General features: G+C 46.0%; 19 protein-coding genes. 10 read left to right on the top strand and 9 right to left on the bottom strand.

All coding sequences use genetic code 11. The features are described 5' to 3' along the window. Nucleotides 1-29: 29 nt before the first annotated feature. Together LEPBO_RS0115905 and LEPBO_RS0115900 are read left to right on the top strand one after the other, a co-directional pair. Nucleotides 30-1,406 (top strand): sensor histidine kinase, encoded by a 1,377-nt coding sequence (locus LEPBO_RS0115905; RefSeq protein WP_026148681.1) that lies wholly within the window; start codon nt 30-32, stop codon nt 1,404-1,406. Then, on the top strand, nt 1,406-2,080 hold the full coding sequence (locus LEPBO_RS0115900) for a response regulator transcription factor (RefSeq protein WP_017288552.1): 675 nt from the start codon (nt 1,406-1,408) through the stop codon (nt 2,078-2,080). Before LEPBO_RS0115905 ends, LEPBO_RS0115900 begins: the two co-directional genes overlap by 1 nt. Nucleotides 2,081-2,219: 139 nt before the next feature. Here LEPBO_RS0115900 and LEPBO_RS0115895 read toward each other — a convergent pair whose 3' ends face one another. After that, on the bottom strand, nt 2,220-3,404 hold the full coding sequence (locus LEPBO_RS0115895) for an RpoD/SigA family RNA polymerase sigma factor (RefSeq protein WP_017288551.1): 1,185 nt from the start codon (nt 3,402-3,404) through the stop codon (nt 2,220-2,222). 574 nt (nt 3,405-3,978) lie between these two features. On the opposite strand from LEPBO_RS0115895, the gene priA reads away from it, so the two are divergent. Further along, a complete protein-coding gene (priA, locus tag LEPBO_RS0115890) occupies nt 3,979-6,423 on the top strand; it encodes a primosomal protein N' (protein WP_017288550.1) in 2,445 nt (814 codons plus the stop codon). Nucleotides 6,424-6,491: 68 nt separating this feature from the next. Here priA and queA read toward each other — a convergent pair whose 3' ends face one another. Beyond that, nucleotides 6,492-7,565 carry a tRNA preQ1(34) S-adenosylmethionine ribosyltransferase-isomerase QueA gene (gene queA / locus LEPBO_RS0115885; protein WP_017288549.1) on the bottom strand — a complete coding sequence of 358 codons (1,074 nt, stop codon included), beginning with the start codon at nt 7,563-7,565 and terminating at the stop codon, nt 6,492-6,494. Nucleotides 7,566-7,747: 182 nt separating this feature from the next. On the opposite strand from queA, the gene LEPBO_RS0115880 reads away from it, so the two are divergent. Continuing rightward, nucleotides 7,748-8,137 carry a hypothetical protein gene (locus LEPBO_RS0115880; protein ID WP_017288548.1) on the top strand — a complete coding sequence of 130 codons (390 nt, stop codon included), beginning with the start codon at nt 7,748-7,750 and terminating at the stop codon, nt 8,135-8,137. Here the strand turns inward: LEPBO_RS0115880 and LEPBO_RS37210 are convergent. Next, the gene (locus tag LEPBO_RS37210; RefSeq protein WP_225885692.1) at nt 8,134-8,541 is read right to left on the bottom strand and encodes a YraN family protein; all 408 of its coding nucleotides are present in this window, start codon (nt 8,539-8,541) and stop codon (nt 8,134-8,136) included. The genes LEPBO_RS0115880 and LEPBO_RS37210 overlap by 4 nt on opposite strands. Nucleotides 8,542-8,589: 48 nt before the next feature. On the opposite strand from LEPBO_RS37210, the gene LEPBO_RS0115870 reads away from it, so the two are divergent. Further along, complete coding sequence (locus LEPBO_RS0115870; RefSeq protein WP_017288546.1) at nt 8,590-9,078, top strand: pentapeptide repeat-containing protein; 489 nt, start codon at nt 8,590-8,592, stop codon at nt 9,076-9,078. Between the two features lie 258 nt (nt 9,079-9,336). On the opposite strand, the gene uvsE is transcribed toward LEPBO_RS0115870, so the two are convergent. After that, nucleotides 9,337-10,314: a UV DNA damage repair endonuclease UvsE gene (gene uvsE, locus LEPBO_RS37205; protein WP_017288545.1), complete on the bottom strand. Its 978-nt coding sequence runs from the start codon at nt 10,312-10,314 to the stop codon at nt 9,337-9,339. Nucleotides 10,315-10,428: 114 nt separating this feature from the next. Next, entirely contained in the window at nt 10,429-10,641 is a 213-nt protein-coding gene (locus LEPBO_RS0115860; RefSeq protein WP_017288544.1) for a hypervirulence associated TUDOR domain-containing protein, read from the bottom strand. A 44-nt stretch (nt 10,642-10,685) separates the two neighbouring features. Between LEPBO_RS0115860 and gorA the strand changes: the two genes are divergently transcribed. Both gorA and groL read left to right on the top strand, forming a co-directional pair. Beyond that, nucleotides 10,686-12,116, top strand: coding sequence for a glutathione-disulfide reductase (gorA, locus tag LEPBO_RS0115855; protein WP_017288543.1), 1,431 nt, complete (start codon nt 10,686-10,688; stop codon nt 12,114-12,116). A 117-nt stretch (nt 12,117-12,233) separates the two neighbouring features. Further along, entirely contained in the window at nt 12,234-13,901 is a 1,668-nt protein-coding gene (gene groL / locus LEPBO_RS0115850; RefSeq protein WP_017288542.1) for a chaperonin GroEL, read from the top strand. Nucleotides 13,902-13,988: 87 nt separating this feature from the next. Here the strand turns inward: groL and thiD are convergent, their stop codons facing one another. After that, entirely contained in the window at nt 13,989-14,804 is an 816-nt protein-coding gene (gene thiD, locus LEPBO_RS0115845) for a bifunctional hydroxymethylpyrimidine kinase/phosphomethylpyrimidine kinase (protein WP_017288541.1), read from the bottom strand. A 30-nt stretch (nt 14,805-14,834) separates the two neighbouring features. Then, nucleotides 14,835-15,131 carry a hypothetical protein gene (locus LEPBO_RS0115840; protein ID WP_017288540.1) on the bottom strand — a complete coding sequence of 99 codons (297 nt, stop codon included), beginning with the start codon at nt 15,129-15,131 and terminating at the stop codon, nt 14,835-14,837. Between the two features lie 508 nt (nt 15,132-15,639). Here LEPBO_RS0115840 and LEPBO_RS0115835 point away from each other — a divergent pair. The 3 genes from LEPBO_RS0115835 to LEPBO_RS0115825 all read left to right on the top strand — a co-directional run bounded on the left by LEPBO_RS0115835 (nt 15,640) and on the right by LEPBO_RS0115825 (nt 19,462). Next, a complete protein-coding gene (locus tag LEPBO_RS0115835) occupies nt 15,640-17,025 on the top strand; it encodes an acyltransferase family protein (RefSeq protein ID WP_017288539.1) in 1,386 nt (461 codons plus the stop codon). Nucleotides 17,026-17,213: 188 nt separating this feature from the next. Next, on the top strand, nt 17,214-18,347 hold the full coding sequence (locus tag LEPBO_RS0115830) for an ISAs1 family transposase (RefSeq protein ID WP_017288538.1): 1,134 nt from the start codon (nt 17,214-17,216) through the stop codon (nt 18,345-18,347). 449 nt (nt 18,348-18,796) lie between these two features. After that, entirely contained in the window at nt 18,797-19,462 is a 666-nt protein-coding gene (locus LEPBO_RS0115825; protein WP_017288537.1) for a hypothetical protein, read from the top strand. 339 nt (nt 19,463-19,801) lie between these two features. Here the strand turns inward: LEPBO_RS0115825 and LEPBO_RS37200 are convergent, their stop codons facing one another. Both LEPBO_RS37200 and LEPBO_RS0115815 read right to left on the bottom strand, forming a co-directional pair. After that, nucleotides 19,802-20,362 (bottom strand): LabA-like NYN domain-containing protein, encoded by a 561-nt coding sequence (locus LEPBO_RS37200; protein WP_051077865.1) that lies wholly within the window; start codon nt 20,360-20,362, stop codon nt 19,802-19,804. Nucleotides 20,363-20,508: 146 nt separating this feature from the next. After that, nucleotides 20,509-20,793 carry a Mo-dependent nitrogenase C-terminal domain-containing protein gene (locus LEPBO_RS0115815; RefSeq protein WP_017288535.1) on the bottom strand — a complete coding sequence of 95 codons (285 nt, stop codon included), beginning with the start codon at nt 20,791-20,793 and terminating at the stop codon, nt 20,509-20,511. Between the last annotated feature and the right edge of the window lie 111 nt (nt 20,794-20,904).

Raw genomic sequence — 20,904 nt, 5'->3', positions numbered from 1 at the left:
TCCAAATGTCGCATCATCGACGGGTTGCAATGAAACAGTCTCGAAAGCAGCAGAGCTTTGTCGGTGTGCGATCGCGGATTTTGGCTTGGTACTTTCTACTGACGGCTAGCATTACTTTTGTTTCAGTTTACGCGACGTATAAAATCTTTTGTGACTCGACTCAGAAAGAGCTAGGCGGACAACTTCAACGAGACATTCAAGCATTTGAGCAGTCTAGCGTTCAACCTTCCAATCCAGAAGCGCTAACACAAGCAATTCAAACCTTCTCAAGCCGTCAAGTTTCGACTCCAAACCGTTATCTACTGGTCTTCTCTAAGGGTCAGATTCTCCATACTCCACAATCTGCGCAATTTGTCCAAAACAACCAAGCTGTACTCGATCGCTGGAAGCAACTCCCTGAAAATGCTCCTCAGCAGCTTGATGGTTATCTCGTCTCAGTTATGCGTCCGCTGAATGGGCAACCAGGAAGAATTATTGCGGTGCATGATGCAACGATGCAGTATCACATGGCAGAGCTAACGCTGAGACTTGTCGTGCAAGTGACTTTAGTTGGGCTGATTTTGTTTAGCGCGATCGCGTGGCTCACGGCTGGAAAAATCCTGTCTCCTTTGCGCCAAGTGACAGAAACGGCTCGAAACATCAGCGAAACGGATCTCACTCAACGGCTCTCAGTTCAAGGAACAGACGAGATTGCTGAACTCACGCTCACGTTTAATCAGATGCTCGATCGACTTCAAGCCGCATTCACAAGCCAGCAAGATTTCATCAAAGACGTGAGCCATGAACTGCGAACGCCGATCACCATCATTCAAGGACATCTAGAATTACTCGGAGACGATCCAGAGGAGCGCCGAGAAACGATCGCGCTTGTCCGAGACGAACTCAAACGGATGAATCGATTTGTCAGTGATTTACTCTTGTTGATGCGAATTGAGCGTCCGAACTTCTTACGAGCAGATCACTATGATGTCGCAACCTTAACAGAAGAAATTTTTGCGAAAGCTGAGGCATTGGCAGATCGAAGCTGGAAACTTGAATCGGTTGGAACGGGAGAAGTTTTCTGCGATCGACAACGCATCACCCAAGCCGTTCTCAATCTCGCTCAGAATGCAAGCCAGTACACGCAAAAAGGCGATGTGATTGCAATTGGTTCTGCAATTGTTGAAGAAACCGTCCGATTTTGGGTCAGAGACACGGGTGAAGGAATTGATCTCGATGATCAAGCTCGAATTTTCGATCGGTTTGCGCGTGGATCAAATAGTGAGCGACGATCTGAAGGGTCAGGTTTGGGATTATCGATCGTACAAGCCATTATCAAAGCTCATCAAGGTCATATCGATCTCTGTAGCCGACTTGGAGAAGGTTCGACGTTTACAATCACATTGCCGTTGCGAGGAACGCATTGATGAATCGAATCTTAATTGCAGAAGATGAATCGCGAATTGCAGCCTTTTTAGAGAAGGGATTTCGAGCAAATGGATTTACTTGCACGATCGCAACGAATGGGCATGAAGCGATCGGCATGGCACACAGCCATGATTTTGATTTACTGATTTTAGATTTAGGGCTTCCAGGAAAAAACGGTTGGCAAGTCTTGGAAGAAGTACGAGGTAGAGGTGAACGACTGCGAATCATTGTGCTCACAGCACAGGATGAAGTGGAAGATACAGTCGCAGCCTTAGAAGGTGGCGCGAATGACTATGTGACTAAACCGTTTGAATTTACAGAACTTCTTGCTCGCGTGAAAGTGCAATTGAGAGATAGCGTGATTCTCAAAAGTAAAGCAGGCAAAGAAACAACGTTTCAAGCGGGCGAAATTGTGCTGGATTTGCTCACGCGGCAGGTTTGGCGAGGCAGCACCTTGATCGAAATGTCTTCTAAAGAATTTGCCTTAGCCGAGGTATTTCTCCGTCACCCGATGCAGGTGATGAGTCGAGAACAACTACTTGATCGAGTCTGGGGATACACCTATGATCCCGGCTCGAACATCATTGATGCTTACATCAAACAATTGCGAAAAAAATTGGGAAGTGAAACGATCGAAACCGTTCGAGGAGTCGGCTACCGACTTCGGGTATGAGGATACTTCAGCAGTCGAATCTTTTGGAATCTATCAAGATTGGAGCGCTTGAAAGATGAGCATGTTCATATAAAGCACGATCGCTGCTACCAACACATTTCTGCCTGAGTAACAGCGATCGCAGTGATTGCTAATTTTTCTAGCCCAACCACCCTTTTAACCGTTCTGCAATCTGAGGACGGCGTAACTTGCGCATTGCCTTACTTTGGATTTGGCGAACCCGCTCTCGTGACAAGTTGAACATGCCGCCAACTTCTTCAAGCGTACAAGGCTTACTCGTCGTCAATCCGTAGCGCAAAGAAATAATATCTTTTTCGCGTTCGGTTAAGACATTGCCCAATACCTCCCAAATCTCTTGGCGTAACATCGTTTCACTCATCTGAGATTCGGGTGATTGAGTATCGCCATCTTCGAGTAAGTCCATCAATTCTGTATCTTCGCCTTTACCAACTCGATGATTCAGCGATAACGACTGACGACGAACTTGATGTAAATGCTGCAATTGCTCAACGGTCAATTCTAAAGATTGAGCCAGTTCTGCTTCGGTCGGATTGCGATTTAACTCTCGTTTCAGGTCGCGATGTGCTTTCTTCAGCTTATTCAGCTTTTCGACAATGTGAATCGGTAAGCGAATCGTACGAGCATCATTTGCGATCGTTCTGGTAATCCCCTGCCGAATCCACCAATATGCATAGGTCGAAAACTTATATCCCTTATCGGGATCAAACTTTTCTGTTGCGCGGTTGAGTCCCAATGCACCTTCTTGAATCAAATCAAGAAACGGCACACCGCGATTTAGATACCGTTTCGCGATCGACACGACTAAACGAAGATTCGATCGAATCATCTTCCGTTTCGCTACTCGACTCCGGTGTAAGCGATGATCCAATTGCCGTTCAGTGAGTCCAAAGTGTTCAGCTAATTGAGCCTTGGTAGGAGCATGACCTAATTCTTGATACAGCTTGCGTCGAGCGCTATCGACTTCAACTAAGTACTGTACCCGTCTTGCAAGCTCCACTTCCTCATCCGCTTTCAGGAGTGGATACCGTGCCATTTCTTTAAAGAAAGCTCCCACTGCATCATCGGCAACGGTCTTGTTATAGCCAGAGGAGCGAGCTGATGCGATTTGATCGACCTCATCCTCTGATGAATTTCCAACAGACGTAAGCTCAAGAATATCCGGCTCAATCTCGATCGGGGTGCTGTCTTCTAAGTCAGCTTCTAATTGCAATGAGTCTACTGAATCTAACTCAGCAACGTCCATTGCAAAGTCCATATCCTGAGAGAGGGCTACGGTTGGGGAACTGTTGCTTTGTTCGCTCATAGTGTTATATCAATGAAGTTTTACAGGGGGGCTATTTGAGCTAATTTAAGTGTCAAACTAGACAGAACCTTAAGTCAGCGATCGACAGTTTTGAATGCTATGTTTTCGTTTCAATTTATAAATGACAAAATAATCAACTCCTCCTGAACTTATGACGAATTTCGGCGTTTTATAGAAACTTTTTGGAAACTTTTAGAAATGAGTTGAGATTTGGAGATCAAATCACTCACTTCGTCCACATAGGCTGGCATGATCCCCAGCAATATAGTTCAGCGTGGATGAAGATTCCAGAGATTTAGGATTTCAAATGAATCCCTAGCTGCTATAACAGACTCTCATACCTGTTTCGGTTTACATCTCTACCAATGGTCGGAAAAGCCAGAGCGTTTTTTGTGAATCTATCGTAGGTAGAGTCGTGCGATAGGGCGAGTGATCCTGTAAACTCATCACACGTTAAAATTAGAATTAATGGTTAGTGTATTTGAACTAATAAACTTCTCAACTCCTCTGATTATTTAATACCGCGAGTTTGCAAAGCTGCGGATTTTCTTAAGTTTTTCTCTTCATTTGCGATATGTCTGAGTTGCAGTCTGTGGCGGAATTAAAGGCAGAGTATGGGGTGTCACCTGCTTGGGTCGATGTGTTAGTCGATTGTCCAGGGTCGCAAGGAGTCTATACTTATCAGTCGCGTCCGGATTTATTGGTGCAGCCGGGTGACATTTTGAGTGTGCCTTTTGGCGCACAACAGGTCGGTGGGATTGCGGTGCGCGTTGGGAATCAACCGCCGGATTTATTGCCCGAGCAAATTCGATCGATTGATTCGATCGTCAGTGCTGGCTTCTTTCCTGCCTCTTATTGGTCATTGCTCGATCAAGTCGCACGCTACTATCAAACTTCATTAATGCAGGTGGTACGCGTGGCGTTGCCGCCGGGATTATTGGCGCGATCGCAAAGACGCATTCGCTTGATCAAGCCCGATGCCAGTGAAGCCAGTCTGAATAGTGCAGCCCAACAGATTCTCAAACTGCTCAAGTCGAGCAAAACAAAAGATTATTCCTGGCAATTTGTGCAACGGCAAGTCAAAGGCGCGAATCGGGGCTTACAAGACCTGCTCAAGCTGAATTGGGTCGAGAGCTATCTGGAGCCACCTGCCACGATTCGTCCCCAATTGCGGCAAGCGGTGATTTTAGTCTCAACTCAGGGTGAGTTGAGCGATGGCTCCGCCACACAAAGCAGTGTCCGACAACGTGAGATTTTAGAAGTGCTTAAGCGCAATGGCGGTGAAATGTGGCTGACAGATCTGTTGCAGCACTGCCGAACGACTTCACCCACTGTAAAGCGCTTACAAGAGCAGGGCTGTGTGCTGCTTCAGGGGCGAGAAGTGCTGCGAAGTGAACATGCACCGGATGTTGAGCAGGATGCGGCAAAAGTGCTGACGCATCATCAAGCAGAAGTGCTGAAAAAGATTCATACAGTCACAGCATTTGAAAAAATTTTGCTGCATGGGGTCACGGGATCAGGCAAGACTGAGGTTTACTTGCAAGCGATCGCGCCGATGTTGCAACGCGGTCAATCTGCTTTAGTCTTAGTCCCTGAGATTGGGTTAACGCCGCAATTGACGGATCGCTTTCGGGCAAGATTTGGCGATCGCGTTTGTGTGTATCACAGTGCTTTATCCGATGGTGAACGGTTCGACACTTGGCGACAAATGCTCACAGGGTCGCCTCAAGTGGTGATTGGAACGCGATCGGCAGTGTTCGCGCCGTTGCCCAATCTCGGATTAATCGTCTTAGACGAAGAACATGATTCGAGTTTTAAGCAAGATCAACCTGCACCTTGTTACCATGCTCGATCGGTTGCACAATGGCGGGCTGAATTAGAAAACTGTCCCTTAATTCTCGGCTCAGCAACACCTTCGCTAGAGACTTGGTTAGACTCACAATCGTCTACTTATCTATCTTTACCGAAGCGAATCTTAGATCGCCCTTTGCCGAAAATCGACATTGTTGATATGCGGAAAGAATTGCACGATCGCAATCCTTCGATTTTTAGTCGATCGCTGCAAGCTCAGTTGAAAAAGCTCAAAGAAAACAATCAAAAAGGCTTGTTATTCATTCATCGTCGTGGGCATAGCACGTTTGTGTCTTGTCGGAGTTGTGGCTATGTGATGGAATGTCCCAATTGTGATGTTTCACTGTCCTATCATCACGTTCACGAAACTGCTCAACCGATTTTAAGATGTCATTATTGTAACTATACTCAGCTTCAACCGCAGCGTTGTCCTAGCTGTAGTTCTTCGTATTTCAAAAACTTTGGCAGTGGCACTCAACGAGTTGTTCAAGAAATCGCTAAACTTTTCCCCGAATTGAAAACGATTCGATTCGATAGCGATACAACGCGCGCAAAAGGAGCGCATCGAGCTTTGCTGAGTCAATTTGCTCACGGAGATGCAGATCTGCTTGTCGGAACTCAGATGCTCACTAAGGGGATTGACTTACCCCAAGTAACTTTAGTCGGGATTATCTCAGCCGACGGGTTACTGAACTTAGCAGACTTTCGAGCTAGTGAGAGAGCTTTTCAAACGTTAGTTCAAGTTGCCGGACGCGCCGGACGCGGAACCGAACCTGGACGGGTGATTCTTCAAACTTATGCGCCTGAACATCCAGTGATTCAAGCCGTTCAACGTCAGCAATATGAGCCTTTTGTTGCCACTGAACTAGAGCAGCGTGCAGCGTTGAACTATCCCCCTTACGGGCGGTTAGTGTTACTCCGCCTGAGTGGATTGAATGAGCAGACTGTCCGAAGTACGGCGGAGCTACTCGCTGATCAGCTTTTACACTCTGAAGATGAAGTATTGGGGCCTGCTCCCGCCACGATCGCAAAAATTAACCAACGATATCGCTGGCAGATTCTTCTCAAACTCACCAGCGATCGCATTCCGAATGTGATGGAACTGAGATCGCAGTGTCCTTCGACGGTGAGTTTAACGATCGATGTCGATCCAATGAATCTCATGTAGCTCAAAGCTGCAACTTGCGATCAACCTCTTGTATACATCGCAAATGCCCAATCCAGAGCGACTAGAAACTAATTCCTGAGTTTTGCTTCTGGCAAAATCAGCATCGCATCGCCAAATGAATAAAACCGATACTGATTGTCGATCGCATCTTGATACACCGATAACAAGCGTTCTCGCCCGATCAAGGCACTAACAAGCATCAGCAAACTCGATTTCGGCAAGTGGAAGTTTGTGATCATGCCATCGACCACACGCCACTGATAGCCCGGATAAATAAATAAATTCGTTTTGCCACAATAGGGTTCAAGTTGACCCGATTGCGAAGCGCCTTCCAGCGATCGTACAACCGTCGTCCCCACGGCAATCACTCGTCCGCCTTTCGCTTTTGTCTCCCGAATCTTCTCTACCGTCTCCGGCGAAACTTCGATCCATTCTCCATGCATCTGATGTTCAGTAATATTTTCAACCTCCACAGGTCGGAAGGTTCCTACCCCAACATGCAGCGTCACAAAAGCCCGATCGATACCCTTTTGTTCTAAGCGCTCTAACAGTTCGGGCGTGAAATGCAATCCCGCAGTCGGCGCAGCGACAGCGCCTAAGCGATCGGCATACACCGTCTGATAGCGATCGGCTTCTGCTTCAGTGTCGTGAATATAAGGCGGCAACGGCACTTCACCAAAATGATCAATCACTTCGAGCAGCGATCGTCCATCCGACACTTCAAACTGTAAAATCCTGCCGCGTGTTTCTGGATCGCTGGCTAAAATTTGGGCATTCAGCTTGATGTCCGTCTGCGATCGAGGGGTAAAGGTAATTTGATTGCCAGGCTTCAGCCTTCGTCCCGGCTTCACCAATGACAACCACTGATTCTGCTGCTGTTCCTCCAACAACAAAATCTCTACCTCAGTTCCAGTCGATTTGTGTCCATGCAGACGAGCCGGAATCACTTGGGTATTATTCAGCACCAGCAAATCGCCGGGTTGCAGAATCTCGACTAGATCATGAAACACTTGATGACAATGTTCCGTCAATGTTTTGAGAACGAGCAATCGCGCGCTATCCCTTGGCTCAGCGGGATTCTGGGCGATGCGGTCTTCGGGTAAATGGTAATCATAAGCCGAGAGGAGTTGATCAGCTTCCACGGTCTCAGTCCTAATTGGTCGTCACAGGTGAGTGGTTAGTATTTTCTGATAATTTTGAGCCTTTAAATATAGAATCCTAAAAATGGGTGAGATTCCCTAGCCAATATCGGGGGCTTTGCCCCTATGTGAAAAGGCGATCCTCAATCAGAATAGAAGAGTAGCATTTGCTGGGTTTGTGTTCTATGGAATATGTCTACTCCCTCGCGAATGCCAGTCTAACTCTGAGAATTGTGGAACATCTGCACAACTCAAAGTTTCTGCCGCTCAGTTTCATAACTGTCATTCATCAGATTGATGGTTGGGTCGTGAGGGTGAAACTGGCTAAATCGCTCGATGAACAAACAGAAGGTGACTTTCAAGCATTCCTGAACGAGTTGGGTATCGTCTGTCACCCCAGCATTCGGATTCAGATGGTGCTCTGGGGCTTAGAGACGGGTCAATCCCCGATCGAGGTCATGCAGCGGTATCAAGTCGCGGTTGTGTCTCATGGCAACCCAGATCGCGAAGAAATTGAAGAATTTCGCAAACAGTTTGTACAAGGCTTAGGCTATTGTCCTGAAACACTAGCTTAGAAAAACGCATCACAGATATAGTCTTGTAGCACGAATTGATTTTTGGTGAGGTGGGGGGAAGTTCTTGGATTTCCCCTTTTTCGTACCAAGGCGACATCAAAGCGACAGGCAAGATGCGCGAGATGCGGATGCTTTAAGAGAAAAAGTTGGGCGGCGGTGATGATTTTGCGCTGTTTAGCAGCCGTAATCGCCAATGCGCCATGATTGTCCCAATTGCCGCGACTGCGAGTTTTGACTTCGACAAATGCCACGACTTGGTCTTGCGTTTGCGCAACGAGGTCTAATTCGCCCGATCGACAAGTCCAGTTGCGCGCCAGAATAGTTGCTCCTTGTGTTTGTAGCCAGTCTGCGACAAAGTTTTCGCCGGATGTTCCAATTTCTGATGTCGAATTCTGCTGATCCACAGGTACGATTTTAAAGCAGTTCTCTTTCAACATTCCCTGATTTTTCCGATGAGTTCTAAACGCTTAAAAGGTTTGGTTTGTGCCGTCGTCGTTCTAATTGCGACTTGGGTTGTTTTCGCTACACCCGTGCTCGCGTTAGATTACAACCGAGAATCATTGGTCGGGGCGGATTTTTCCGGTCAAGATTTAACGGATTCGGAATTTACCAAGGCGAATATGCGCGAAAGTAATTTGAGCCACACGAATCTCAAAGGCGTGCGATTTTTTGCGACAAATCTGGAACGGGCAAATCTGGAAGGGGCAGATTTGAGAAATAGTACGTTAGATTCAGCCCGCTTGACGCGCGCGAATTTGACGAATGCAAATTTGGCGGGTGCCTTTGCCTCGAATGCGAAGTTTGAAGGGGCAATTATTGATGGCGCAGATTTTACCGATGTAGAGTTACGCCCCGACGTGCAGAAGCTGCTGTGCAAGGTTGCACAAGGTACGAATCCGGTGACGGGACGCGAAACGCGCGAGACGCTGTATTGCGATTAGTGAATTGAGAAGTTTGATTGATTCGCTGATCAAACTTCTCTGGATCAAGCGCAAATTAGACTTTCTGTATGAATCTAAATTGCCTGCCGAATGGAATTCGGGGCTACACAGACAAAACCTGCTTTTGCAGGTTAACAGCCAGAGTTGGAGCAGTCCACGACGGCGGACTTGGTTTGTCTAGCCGCGAATTCTATTCGCAAAGGCATTTGCAGGAAAGCGATTGAGTCAACCGACCTGAGCCGAAACGGGTTCATTCGATCATTTCCGAAGGCTGACCTTTTGAGCCGCACGAGAAACGGACGCGACTTTAGAGGGCGATGGCTCTGCCTCTACTGGCGAGAGAACATTGAGATCAGAATATAACCATTCCTGCTGAAGTTTCTGAATCGCTAATTCTTTTTGCTTTGCTTCAATCTCGATCCAAGGCGCTTGTCGATAAGAGCTTGGCATCACAGTAATGTAATCGCTGTGACGCTGATCGAGGAAGCTATCTGCTCCATTCGAGATATGGACAAGCTGCCATTCTGGAACCTCCCAGGTCGATCGAGCTGCTTCCAGCATTGCGCCTACGCTTTCGTGCTCATAGCTATCGACTTGCGCATAGATCACATGATGATGGGCATCGAACACGTGCGGAATTTTAGCAGCAGAGCAAATCGAAACCATTTGCTCTGCGCTGTAAGTATACTCGTCGTTTTCGAGCGTGAGTCGGAGTCGGATATTGTCGGGTAAGTTTGCGATCGTATCTAGCAATCGCTCTACGCGATCGCCTTTTCCACCATGGATGTTGATCAATGCCCAAGGCGATTTCGGCAGTCCTAACAAATCAAAAACATGCGCATGCATCGTCAAAATTTTGATGCTATTTTCGATGACTTCAGGGCGATCGGAGTTGAGCACAACGAACTGATCGGGATGAAACACTAAGCGGATGCCCAATTGTCGTGACTGATCTCCCACTAAGCTCAGCCCTTCTGCAAACTCATCTAAGATGGCAGATCCGATAGGCTCATCGGCAAAGGGAAATAAGCCAGAGCTTAAACGATAGAGCCGAATATGATGCTCAGCACAGAACTTGATCGCGATCGCTAATCGGTGCAAGTTTTCGGTATAGAGTTCACGTAGAACTTGCTCTTGCTCTGCGAGTTCAAATTGTAAGAATCGCTTCCGCGTCATCGTTTTGAATCGCACCGTTTTCGATGCAGACACACACACTAAACCAAGTTCGGGAGTCATGATGATTGAGGATTGAGATAAACGTAGAAGTTGAGATCTTTAGAATCCAGAGTTCTTTAGGTAACTTTAACGTCTTCTCCTTAATTAAAGATCTCCGATCAACTCGATTTGAGGTCATTCTTTCTTTTTTAATTGCTCGGGTTTATGAATCGCTTCCTTATGGCTTTTAGAAGTTTCAACTAAGTATTCAGGATTTTCTTCTGAAGCCTCAAAGTGGTGATTTTTAAAGTCAGTAGGTTCTGTAATCTTTTCCTTAACTTCGCCCTCGGTTTTACCGCCCGAAGTATTCCACTCAACGTGATCGCCTTTCTTCAATTCCTGACTCATAGCTTTTCTCTCGATGTGCGGTCTAAATTTTATGGATTTATCGCTTGGCTAACCTCTACCCAGAGTTGCGCCTCATTCCTCTCTTGCGACAGTTGGGATCGCTCTGCGAACTCAATTACGCTACTCAAAAAGGAATTCTCGCCATGACCTATCGCTATGATTTATTTGTAATTGGTGCAGGTCCAGGTGGACTATCCGCAGCCAAAAAAGCGGCGAGCTATGGCGCGAAAGTTGCGATCGCGGAATCTGCCCACGTTGGTGGAACCTGTGTAAATCTCGGCTGTATTCCTAAAAAACTCATGGTCTATGCTGCCGATTTTGCAGAGTTCGCACACCTTGCCCAAGAGTATGGCTGGTCACAAGAAACTCCCAAATTTAGCTGGCAACAGTTCAAGCAAATCCGAGATCGTGAACTCGATCGCTTACGCCATGTTTATCAATCTAAGCTCAAAGACAAAGGAGTCGAACTCTTGCAAGGAGCGGCCGCGTTTGTTGATGAACACACGATCAGCGTGAATGATCAAAAATTTACAGCCGATAAAATTCTGATTGCAGTTGGTGGAAAAGCAACAAAGCCTAACATTTCAGGCATCGAACATGCAGTGACTTCAGATGAAATGTTCCATCTTGAGAAACTCCCCAAACGGTTAGCCATTCTAGGTGGTGGCTACATTGGCGTAGAATTCTCTAGTCTGATGCGCGGATTGGGAGTTGAAGTCTTTTTGATGAATCGAGAGTGTTGCATTTTAGAAGGGTTTGACGACACTGTTCGTAATACTGTGAGAAATGAATTAGTCGATCGCGGAATCCATAGCTATTGCAATACAACTGCGGAAAAAATTGAACGAGTTGGAGATAACATTCAAATTCAACTCACCGGAGATCGCTCAGACCTGCTGACGGTAGATACGTTGCTCTGTGCGACCGGACGTATCCCCAATTTAGAACATCTCAATTTGGACACCATAGGAATTGAACAAGACAATAAAGCGATCGCCGTTGATGAATTTAGCCGCACAAATCTGCCGCATATTTACGCGGTTGGAGACTGCACGAATCGCAAGCAACTCACTCCGGTCGCCCGCGCTGAAGGACGAGCCTTTGCCGAAACTGTGTTTGGCAAGTCACAGATGGCAATCGATTACCATTTGATTCCTTCTGGCGTGTGTTCTCGTCCTGAAGCTGCAACGGTTGGCATGACCGAATCTGAAGCGCAAGAAAAATTTGGCGATCGCATCAAATGTTATCAAACTGAATTCACGCCCTTACTGCGAACCTTAAGTCAAGAAAAGCGTCAGAGCTTAATCAAATTTGTAACTCATGACGATCGCATTCTTGGAATTCACATCGTGGGCGACGATGCGATCGAGATCATTCAAGGATTTGCACTCGCGATGCAGAAAGGACTGACGAAAGCTGAACTCGATCACGCGATCGCGATCCATCCATCTTCTGCTGAAGAATTATTCTCCTGAATTTTCCAATTCAAAATTCAACCTTCAATGCCGTAAGGACGGTTTTCCGATCTGTCTTCTTTTAGCACTCTGTCCCAGTGAGTGCTAAATTTCTAGGTGGAGAACTGAGACATACCTATGGCAAAGATTGTTGTCTTTGATGACGAATCCAGACAGGCGTTAGAACGGGGCGTGAATGCGTTAGCAGATGCAGTGCGCGTCACCCTCGGTCCTCGCGGACGGAACGTGTTACTTGAGAAAAAATTCGGTGCGCCTCAAATCGTCAATGACGGTGTGACGATCGCAAAAGAAATCGAACTTGAAGATCCGCTAGAAAACACAGGCGCATCCTTGATTCGTGAAGTCGCTTCTAAAACGAAGGACTTGGCAGGGGATGGAACAACGACCGCAACGGTTCTCGCTCAAGCGATGATTCGCGAAGGCATGAAAAACGTTGCAGCAGGCACCAATCCGATCAGCTTGCGCCGTGGCATGGAAAAAGCGATCGCGAAACTGGTCACTGAAATCCAAGCGGTCGCAAAACCCGTTGAAGGCAACGAAATTGCACAAGTCGCAACTGTTTCCGCCGGAAATGATGATGAAGTCGGACAAATGATCGCAGCAGCGATGGATAAAGTCGGACGCGACGGTGTGATTACGGTTGAAGAATCGAAATCCTTAGCGACTGAAATGGATATCGTCGAAGGGATGCAAATCGATCGCGGTTATCTCTCTCCTTACTTTGTCACCGACACTGAGCGCTTGATTGCTGAGTATGAGAATGCTGCAATTCTGCTCTGTGATAAGAAAATTGGTTCGATTCAAGAATTAGTTCCAGTTCTCGAAAAAGTTGCCCGTGCTGGTCAACCTCTGTTGATCATCGCAGAAGACGTTGAAGGTGAAGCATTAGCAACGTTGGTGGTCAACCGTCTGCGCGGTGTATTGAATACAGTTGCAATCAAAGCACCTGGATTCGGCGATCGTCGGAAGCAGATGCTGCAAGACATCGCAGTTCTGACCGATGGGCAGGTGATCTCCGAAGAAATCGGTCTGAGCTTAGATGCAGTTTCGGCTGACATGCTCGGAACCGCTAGAAAAATCACGGTCACGAAAGATTCCACCACGATCGTTTCAGATGTCGCCAACAGCGAGAATATTGAGAAGCGCGTCGCTCAATTGCGTCAAGAAGTTGAGCGCAGTGATTCTGACTACGACAGAGAAAAGATCTCTGAGCGGATTGCGAAATTATCCGGTGGTGTTGCAGTGATCAAAGTCGGTGCTGCTACTGAAACTGAGTTAAAAAATCGCAAACTCCGAATTGAAGATGCTTTGAATGCGACAAAAGCCGCAGTCGAAGAAGGAATCGTTCCGGGAGGCGGTGTTTCTCTCGTTCACCTCGCTGGAAAGCTAGTTGAATTGAAATCGACGCTGAATGCTGAAGAGCAAATCGGTGTGGATATTGTGATTCGCTCGCTCGATGCTCCGCTCCGTCAGATTGCTGATAACGCGGGTGCTGAAGGCTCTGTGATTGTTGAGAAAGTCCGCGAAATGAGCTTTAGCCACGGCTACAATGCGCTGACCGACAAGTATGAAGACTTGCTGGCAGCGGGCATTGTTGACCCTGCGAAAGTTGTGCGAACTGCACTTCAAGATGCAGCTTCGATCGCAGGCATGGTGTTGACTACTGAAGCATTGGTCGTTGAGAAACCCGAACCCAAATCTGCTGCTGCGCCTGATATGGGCGGCATGGGCGGCATGGGTGGTATGGGTGGTATGGGCGGCATGGGTGGTATGGGGATGATGTAATTCCCATCGCGCTAAGTGTCGAAAAAGGGGGAGTGGGGATGCAATGATTGTCCCTACTCCCCCTGTTGCTATCTGTGCAATCTCCTCTTAACTATCTGAGAGTAACAAGGGGAAAAAATGCCCGACTGGACCTTGACCTTTTCCAATTGCTAATGAATATTTCAATGCAGTCGTCACATAGCTCTTAGCAAGGTGAACTGCCGATCGTAGGTCTTTCCCCAATGCCAAATTTGCCGCGATCGCTGCCGACAATGTACATCCTGTCCCATGCGTGTGCGGTGTATTCACGACTTGAGTGGTTAAGGTTTCGCACGCATTGCCATCAAACCAAACATCAACTCCTCGCAGTTCTCCACTCATTCCGCCACCTTTGACGAGAACTGACTTTGCTCCCAATTCAAAAATTTTCTCAGAGGCAGCCTGCATGTCCTCTAAGGTGAGAATTTCAAGCCCACTGAGTAATTGAGCCTCGTAGCGATTTGGGGTCAGAATTGCCGCTTGTGGAATCAGGTGCGATCGTAAAACCGCGATCGCAGAATCATCAATCAATTGCGCTCCAGTTCGAGACACCATCACTGGATCAACAACTAAATTAACAATTTTACAAGCGGCAACCTGTTCAGAAACCGTAGCGATGATTTCTTGATTCAGTAACATTCCGGTTTTAGCAGCTTGCACTCCGATATCTTGCACGACAGCCTGAATCTGAGCGGCTACGGCTGCTGAAGGTAAAGCATCAACTCGTGACACACCTAAGGTATTCTGTGCCGTAACGCAAGTAATCGCACTCGCTCCATGCACGCGATGAAAAGCAAACGTGCGGAGATCAGCTTGAATTCCAGCCCCCCCTCCACTATCTGAACCCGCAATAGTTAAGGCGATCGGAATCGAAGTAAGAGTCATGGGACAACTGAAACGAGAGTTTTCTCTATTTTAGTGCGACATGCATTGTTGACGGTGTAATCGGGTCTTCGTCCGATAAACTTCCTCTGCCGCATAGCAGATCGACAGATACTTTGTACCCAGTACCAGCGACACAGCGTTTACCATGCGATCGAGTTCTTCCATCAATTGATCGACGCACCAAGGCTCTGAACAATGAATGAGCAACGCATCGAATTTTAGCTCTAATCTACAGCCTACAAGTGTCTGGGCATAAAGTTCATGAAAGCGCTCAAGGCGGAAATCGTCCAATCGTGACAAGTCTTCAGCGGTGAATTTAATACTCATGATGTAATCGTCTTATATGTGTTGCACAGATTGAATCGGATTCGTCCAAGGATCTATACGGTAAGATCTTGGAACTTTATTTTCTTCTGATGACACAATTACGTAAATGTACGGGTTTCCCGATTAATATATTTCGGTGCTTCCAATTCACTTACATTAACCCTGATCTTCTTCCAGAGATTTTCGATGGGGCATCACGTTGCGTAAAAGATCATGTGTCAAAGCTATCCTCCTTTCAGTATTGCATCTGTCATTCTTACGCGAGATGAAATTCTGTAAAGGAGTTGAATATACTGAGTCTGCAAAATGGTAAAGCATCGGCTCGGTAACATTGGTCAGGAATGAAGAGTGATTAAAAGTAGTTAAGTCATTCCTTGCGTCATATTAGAAATCATGATTTTCAAAATCCGCCAATAGGCAGATTTGTCCGTCGATTTATAGAAACGATGCCACACTACTACCTGGAAACGCATCAAGAGCCTAGAAAGGGGATTTGAGGAGAAACTGGATGGCAAGTTCTAAGAAATTACAGCGGTTAGCATGGCTCGAAGGCATTCGGATTTTTGCAGCAGTATTGCTGTTGCTTTATCATGCTCAGTTGTTATTTACGAAATATGCTTTTACACCTCAACCAACCGGACTTGCTGCGAATTTGCAACAGATATTTTTAGCGACGCGTCAGATGGGTGATAGTTGGTTGACTCAAGTTTTGAGTTTACCTGTTTGGTTTGGCTATCAATTTGTCGATGTGTTTGTTTTGGTAAGTGGATTCAGCTTGGTGCTATCACTGAAAGGGCAACCGATCGAAGTAGGTAGCTTTCTCAAGCGACGAATTTTAAGAATTTTACTACCGTTCTGGACAGTCGCGTGGTTGGCTTACCCAGTACTTTGGACGGTTGGGGAGTTGACGAATAGCTATATTCCTGATGCTTGGCATACATTCGCAGGCATGTCGTTCCCAATTTTGTTTGATTATGGTGGAGAACTGCTTCTTCCCACAAATGGTCCTTGGTGGTTCGTCCCATTGATTATGAGTTTTGCGTTGATTTTCCCAGTGCTTTGGTATCTGATGAATCGATGGGGATCGCGCAATTTGTTGCTGACGACAACTGTGATTACATTGGTGTATCGAGCCTTAGCGGTTTATGTCTTCAAGGGTCATCCCACTTATGCGATCGTCAGTGCATCGGCAGGTTGGCAACCATTTGTGCATTTCATTGCAAAGCTCAGTACTTTCGTTTTAGGAATGGTAGTCGCTCGGCAGTATTCGCAGGGTAAAGGCGCGATCTTTTGGAAGTCTTCTAGAGCATTTTCGATTGGTATAGCAGTTTATGCGATCGGATTTGTCGCTCAGTTTTATCGCTTTGGCTGGATTTTTGATGATTTCTTGCTGGCTATCGGTTTAACGCTCTGTTGCATGGTCGTGTTTCGATTTTTCAGCGATCGCTTAAAGTTAGGTGTAATAATGATTTGGCTTGGCATTCATAGCTATAGCTATTTTCTGATTCACAATTTTGTTGTCGATCGCACGTTGAATTTGTATGTGCATCAGCAGTTGCCGCTGTATTATCAAGTTTTACCTTGGATGGTGCTTGGAACATTAGCATTGTCTGTGATTGCAGATCACGTCACGCCTTGGGTTGTAAAGGGTGCGGTTTGGCTTTGGCATTATACAGATGCGAGATTAACGCCGATCGCGAAGATTGGTTGGACTCCGAGAGTCGGAGAGTCCGTGCAATATAAAGGAAAGTCAGGTTGGACAATTCAGAAGGTCGAACGAGTGGTGCATGATAAAGCATTTTATTTGTGTCGGATTTCAGATGGAAGAAAAACGGTGTGGGTCAATCAGAATGATTTGAAACAAGCTGCTGCAGCGCAGCAGGCGAATGTCTAAGTATCGATTACATTCCATCCTATCCTTATGTGCATGAGCATAGTTACGCTCTAGAGAAAATCTGTGATGGCTATGTCATAGCAGATTTTTGCATGTTGAGTTATGCTATTCACCTCGCATCTAGGGCAAACGCAAGAAAAAAGTGACGTAGGCTAAAAGCAGTGTAACCCGCTTGAGAGACACTGCTCATGACTCAACCTACGGATGCGCGGATTCTCACGCACTTTGCTGATTTGGCAGACCCTCGCGATGAGCGTGGCAAAGATCATTTACTTATCGACATCATCACAATCACGATTTGTGCCGTCATCTGTGGGGCAGAGAGTTGGGTGGATATCGAACTGTATGGGCAATCGAAACAATCGTGGTTGAGCAGTTTTCTGAAGTTGCCGAACGGCATTCCGTCGCATGATACATTTGCGCGGGTGTTTGCTCGACTTGACCCAGAAGCGATGCAGCAATGTTTTCTGGGTTGGATTCGTGCCATTAGCACCTTGAGTAAGGGCGAAGTCATCGCCATTGATGGCAAGAAGGTGCGCCACTCTTATGATACTGCCAACGGCAAAGGTGCGATTCATATGGTGAGTGCTTGGGCAAGTGAGAATCGCTTGGTGTTAGGACAACAGAAAGTCGATGCAAAGTCGAATGAGATTACAGCAATTCCAGAATTGCTAGAAGTCCTAGCTCTCGAAGGCTGTATCGTCACGATTGATGCGATGGGGACACAGAAAGAGATCGCTGCGACAATCATTGAGCGCGGTGCAGACTATGTGCTTGCTCTCAAAGGCAATCAAGGCAGCTTGTTTGAAGATGTGCAGTGGTTATTTGAGCAAGCTCAAGCCGTGCAATTCCAAGATGTCGCGCATGACTTTGTGCAAACGATAGACAAAGGACACGGACGCATTGAGATTCGGCGGTGCTGGACGTTGGCAGACACAGAACTGGATTATTTGATGCAGAAGCCGCAGTGGAAAGGACTGAAGACCGTAGTAATGCTTCAGCGCGAACGCAAAATTGAGGGACAAACGAGCAGCGAAACGCACTACTACATCAGTAGTCTCGACCCAGACGCGGCGAAACTCTTAGCTGCCATCCGCACCCATTGGACGGTGGAAAGCCATTTGCACTGGGTGTTAGACGTTGCTTTTGATGAAGATGCTTGCCGTATCCGCAAGGATTACGCACCGCAAAACTTTTCCCTGTTGCGTCACATTGCGCTCAACTTATTAGGACAAGACAAAACGACGAAGGCAGGCATTGCAGCGAAACGAAAAAAGGCGGGATGGGATGATGGTTATCTTCTCAAAATCCTGTCTCAATAATTTTCATGCGTTTGCCCTAACCTCGCATCCAGTAAATGGCGTTGAACGAGATCTCAGACAGATATAGTGCAATTTCTAAAGAGAAATACGTAAATTTCCGGTCTAATCCTCATGTTTGGGAGTAATATGCGAAACATGGATTAACCTAATGTTTTCAATCTAGGCATTAGACGGAAAAAGTCAGTCTAATTTTCTAATTTAGGATATTATGCCAAATCCAAGTAGCCTAAATCCTCCTGACAGGATAGTATGTCGATCATTCTCGGCGACGTTTAGATTCAGATAATTAGGCTAAGAGAGGCAGTTTTAGCAATTGTTAGACTGCTCATTGCTCGATTGAGGTACAGTTTGAGGCGTATCTTTAGATACTAATGCTCAAGTAATCGGACTTTTTCGGTTGATACGGATAATTTCATTAAGTTTCAGGTAGTCCGGGGGAGAATTGCTAAATGGCTCTTTCTGAAAAGATCATTGAATTAGTTATTGATAAAGTTTTACTTGGTGGCATTGTGCTAGTAGCAGGTTACTGGCTCAACAAACGTTTTGAGGTATTCAAGAACGAAACCAATGAAAAGTATTATCAAAGACAGCTTATTGCTGAATTGGAGAATCAGCAGAAACAACAGATATCTGAGTTAGAGAATCAGCTTGTTGTAGCTCGATACAATGCAGAACTAGAATTTATAGAAAGGCAAATCTCCGAATTCTACTGGCCTATCTATTTAAGATTGGAAAAAGATACTGTAATGTGGAAAAGAATCAAGTCTCTCAGTTCTGAGCAAGATGTTTTACCTGATGCTGCAAGTGAGGCTATAGAGAAAGAATTTATTCTTAAAAATCACCAAGAGATAGTTGAAATTATAGAGACAAAGATCCATTTAGCTGAAAATTCAGCAAATAGCAAAGAGTTAATCGATGAGTTACTAAAGTACATCAAGCATGTTGCAGTTTATAAAACAATTCGTTCTATCAAAGAACTTCAAAACGTTAATCCAATGGATTTAAATGAACCATTCCCGCCAAAGCTTTTTCCATTAATTGAACACAATTTTCGAGAGCTTCAAAGTAGATATGAAAGCCTTAAGAAAGCAAAGGCTAGGGAGCTTCAAAAATGAGTTAGTCACGCAGTCTAACTCGTCAAATGCAGCCGACACTAAGTCACGGTTGCTGGATTTGAGGTTGCTTGCTGTCGCTGATTTGAGAGGTTAGCAGTTTTGGTATCTGCAAACAAACCTTCCTTAAAGCTCGACTTTTAACCGGGTACGTGGGACAAACGTTGTAAATAGCATTTAACTTTTGAGCGATTTCAGCGTTAAGTAGGGCTATATCACTTTAGTAACGGGGAGACGCGATAACTGAGTGTCTCCGTAAGGTTTGCTTGAGAGAACCTCGAAAAATTAAGTAAACCATGATTTCTACACCTGTCATACTAGCTTGAGCAAGTAGATCTTAAATTATGTGGTCCTAGTGACACAGTCTGTATAGCCAGCACCAGTAGGCTTTTGAATGTTCTCCTTGATTGTGTCAAGATCGATGTAGGAGTCAGCAACATTGATCAAGCTATCACTTGTCATTGAGCGCAAGCTGACGACAGCGACACGAACGCCTTGATAAGCAATGGAATTGACAGCATAGGCTAAATCTCCATCACCGCTGACTAAGATAACAGTATCGATGTGGTCTGCCAAAGTTAGCATATCTACCGCAATTTCGACATCCAAGTTCGCTTTTTTGGAACCATCTGGCAATTGAATCAGATCCTTTGTGATCACTCGGTAACCATTACGACGCATCCAAAGCAAAAAACCTTGTTGCTTTTCATTGGTACGATCGACACCTGTATAGAAAAAAGCTCGCAGTAGTCGACAGTTCGCAGTGAGTTGACCCAGTAGCTTTGAGTAGTCAATCTCAATTCCAAGCTGTAAAGCAGCATAAAATAAATTTGAACCGTCAACAAAGATCGCAACTCGACCCTGATTTAGACGAGCTTGATCTGATGCATCATTTTGTGGCATTTTAATCGATTTATTTTTATCACCATTTGTCAAATGCTCTGAGGAGCAAGGCTGTTTGAGGAGCATTGCTGGAATTTCTTCGGGTGTGTGTGTTGTTGGCATCAGAACCTCAGTTTTAGAGAGAACCCCTTCCCCACAAAATGGAGCTAAGAATAAAGCGTTACATCTTCGCCACACTGGTCTGCTAGATAAACTAAAGATTTAAAGCGAAGACTGACGATTTGATCGTAGAAGGGATTTAATTTACAAAGCGGTGGAATCCGAACAAGCGTGTAATCAAACAGTTTGATTTGCCGTTCAAACGGACAACGAGCCGGGATGATTTTGCAGAGCGATCGTGCGGTTTGAGGATTAGAAATTTCGATCGACTCTAGTCGTTGTCGAATCGGGTAGAGGAGAGCGCTCAAGTGACGAAGAGTTAGGGAGTTCACGGTAGGTCAGGCAGTCAAGCCTTGAAGAAACGATCTTCGGATGCAAAAGAATGACGCTTCCACCTCCGATAGTTTCTACGTTAGATCTGAAAAGTGCAGAACTTGTGTAGA

Source organism: Leptolyngbya boryana PCC 6306 (genome assembly GCF_000353285.1).
Lineage (GTDB): Bacteria > Cyanobacteriota > Cyanobacteriia > Leptolyngbyales > Leptolyngbyaceae > Leptolyngbya > Leptolyngbya boryana.
This window is presented reverse-complemented; position numbering and strand designations above follow the sequence as displayed.

Excerpts from the sequence above, each read along its gene's own strand:
- groL (WP_017288542.1), top strand. The coding sequence starts at position 12,234 with ATGGCAAAGATTGTTGTCTTTGATGACGAATCCAGACAGGCGTTAGAA.
- LEPBO_RS0115830 (WP_017288538.1), top strand. The coding sequence starts at position 17,214 with ATGACTCAACCTACGGATGCGCGGATTCTCACGCACTTTGCTGATTTG.
- LEPBO_RS0115835 (WP_017288539.1), top strand. The coding sequence starts at position 15,640 with ATGGCAAGTTCTAAGAAATTACAGCGGTTAGCATGGCTCGAAGGCATT.
- LEPBO_RS0115840 (WP_017288540.1), bottom strand. The coding sequence starts at position 15,131 with ATGAGTATTAAATTCACCGCTGAAGACTTGTCACGATTGGACGATTTC.
- thiD (WP_017288541.1), bottom strand. The coding sequence starts at position 14,804 with ATGACTCTTACTTCGATTCCGATCGCCTTAACTATTGCGGGTTCAGAT.
- LEPBO_RS0115905 (WP_026148681.1), top strand. The coding sequence starts at position 30 with ATGAAACAGTCTCGAAAGCAGCAGAGCTTTGTCGGTGTGCGATCGCGG.
- LEPBO_RS0115825 (WP_017288537.1), top strand. The coding sequence starts at position 18,797 with ATGGCTCTTTCTGAAAAGATCATTGAATTAGTTATTGATAAAGTTTTA.
- LEPBO_RS0115870 (WP_017288546.1), top strand. The coding sequence starts at position 8,590 with ATGAGTTCTAAACGCTTAAAAGGTTTGGTTTGTGCCGTCGTCGTTCTA.
- LEPBO_RS0115895 (WP_017288551.1), bottom strand. The coding sequence starts at position 3,404 with ATGAGCGAACAAAGCAACAGTTCCCCAACCGTAGCCCTCTCTCAGGAT.
- priA (WP_017288550.1), top strand. The coding sequence starts at position 3,979 with ATGTCTGAGTTGCAGTCTGTGGCGGAATTAAAGGCAGAGTATGGGGTG.
- uvsE (WP_017288545.1), bottom strand. The coding sequence starts at position 10,314 with ATGACTCCCGAACTTGGTTTAGTGTGTGTGTCTGCATCGAAAACGGTG.
- LEPBO_RS37200 (WP_051077865.1), bottom strand. The coding sequence starts at position 20,362 with ATGCCACAAAATGATGCATCAGATCAAGCTCGTCTAAATCAGGGTCGA.
- LEPBO_RS0115860 (WP_017288544.1), bottom strand. The coding sequence starts at position 10,641 with ATGAGTCAGGAATTGAAGAAAGGCGATCACGTTGAGTGGAATACTTCG.
- LEPBO_RS0115900 (WP_017288552.1), top strand. The coding sequence starts at position 1,406 with ATGAATCGAATCTTAATTGCAGAAGATGAATCGCGAATTGCAGCCTTT.
- LEPBO_RS0115880 (WP_017288548.1), top strand. The coding sequence starts at position 7,748 with ATGGAATATGTCTACTCCCTCGCGAATGCCAGTCTAACTCTGAGAATT.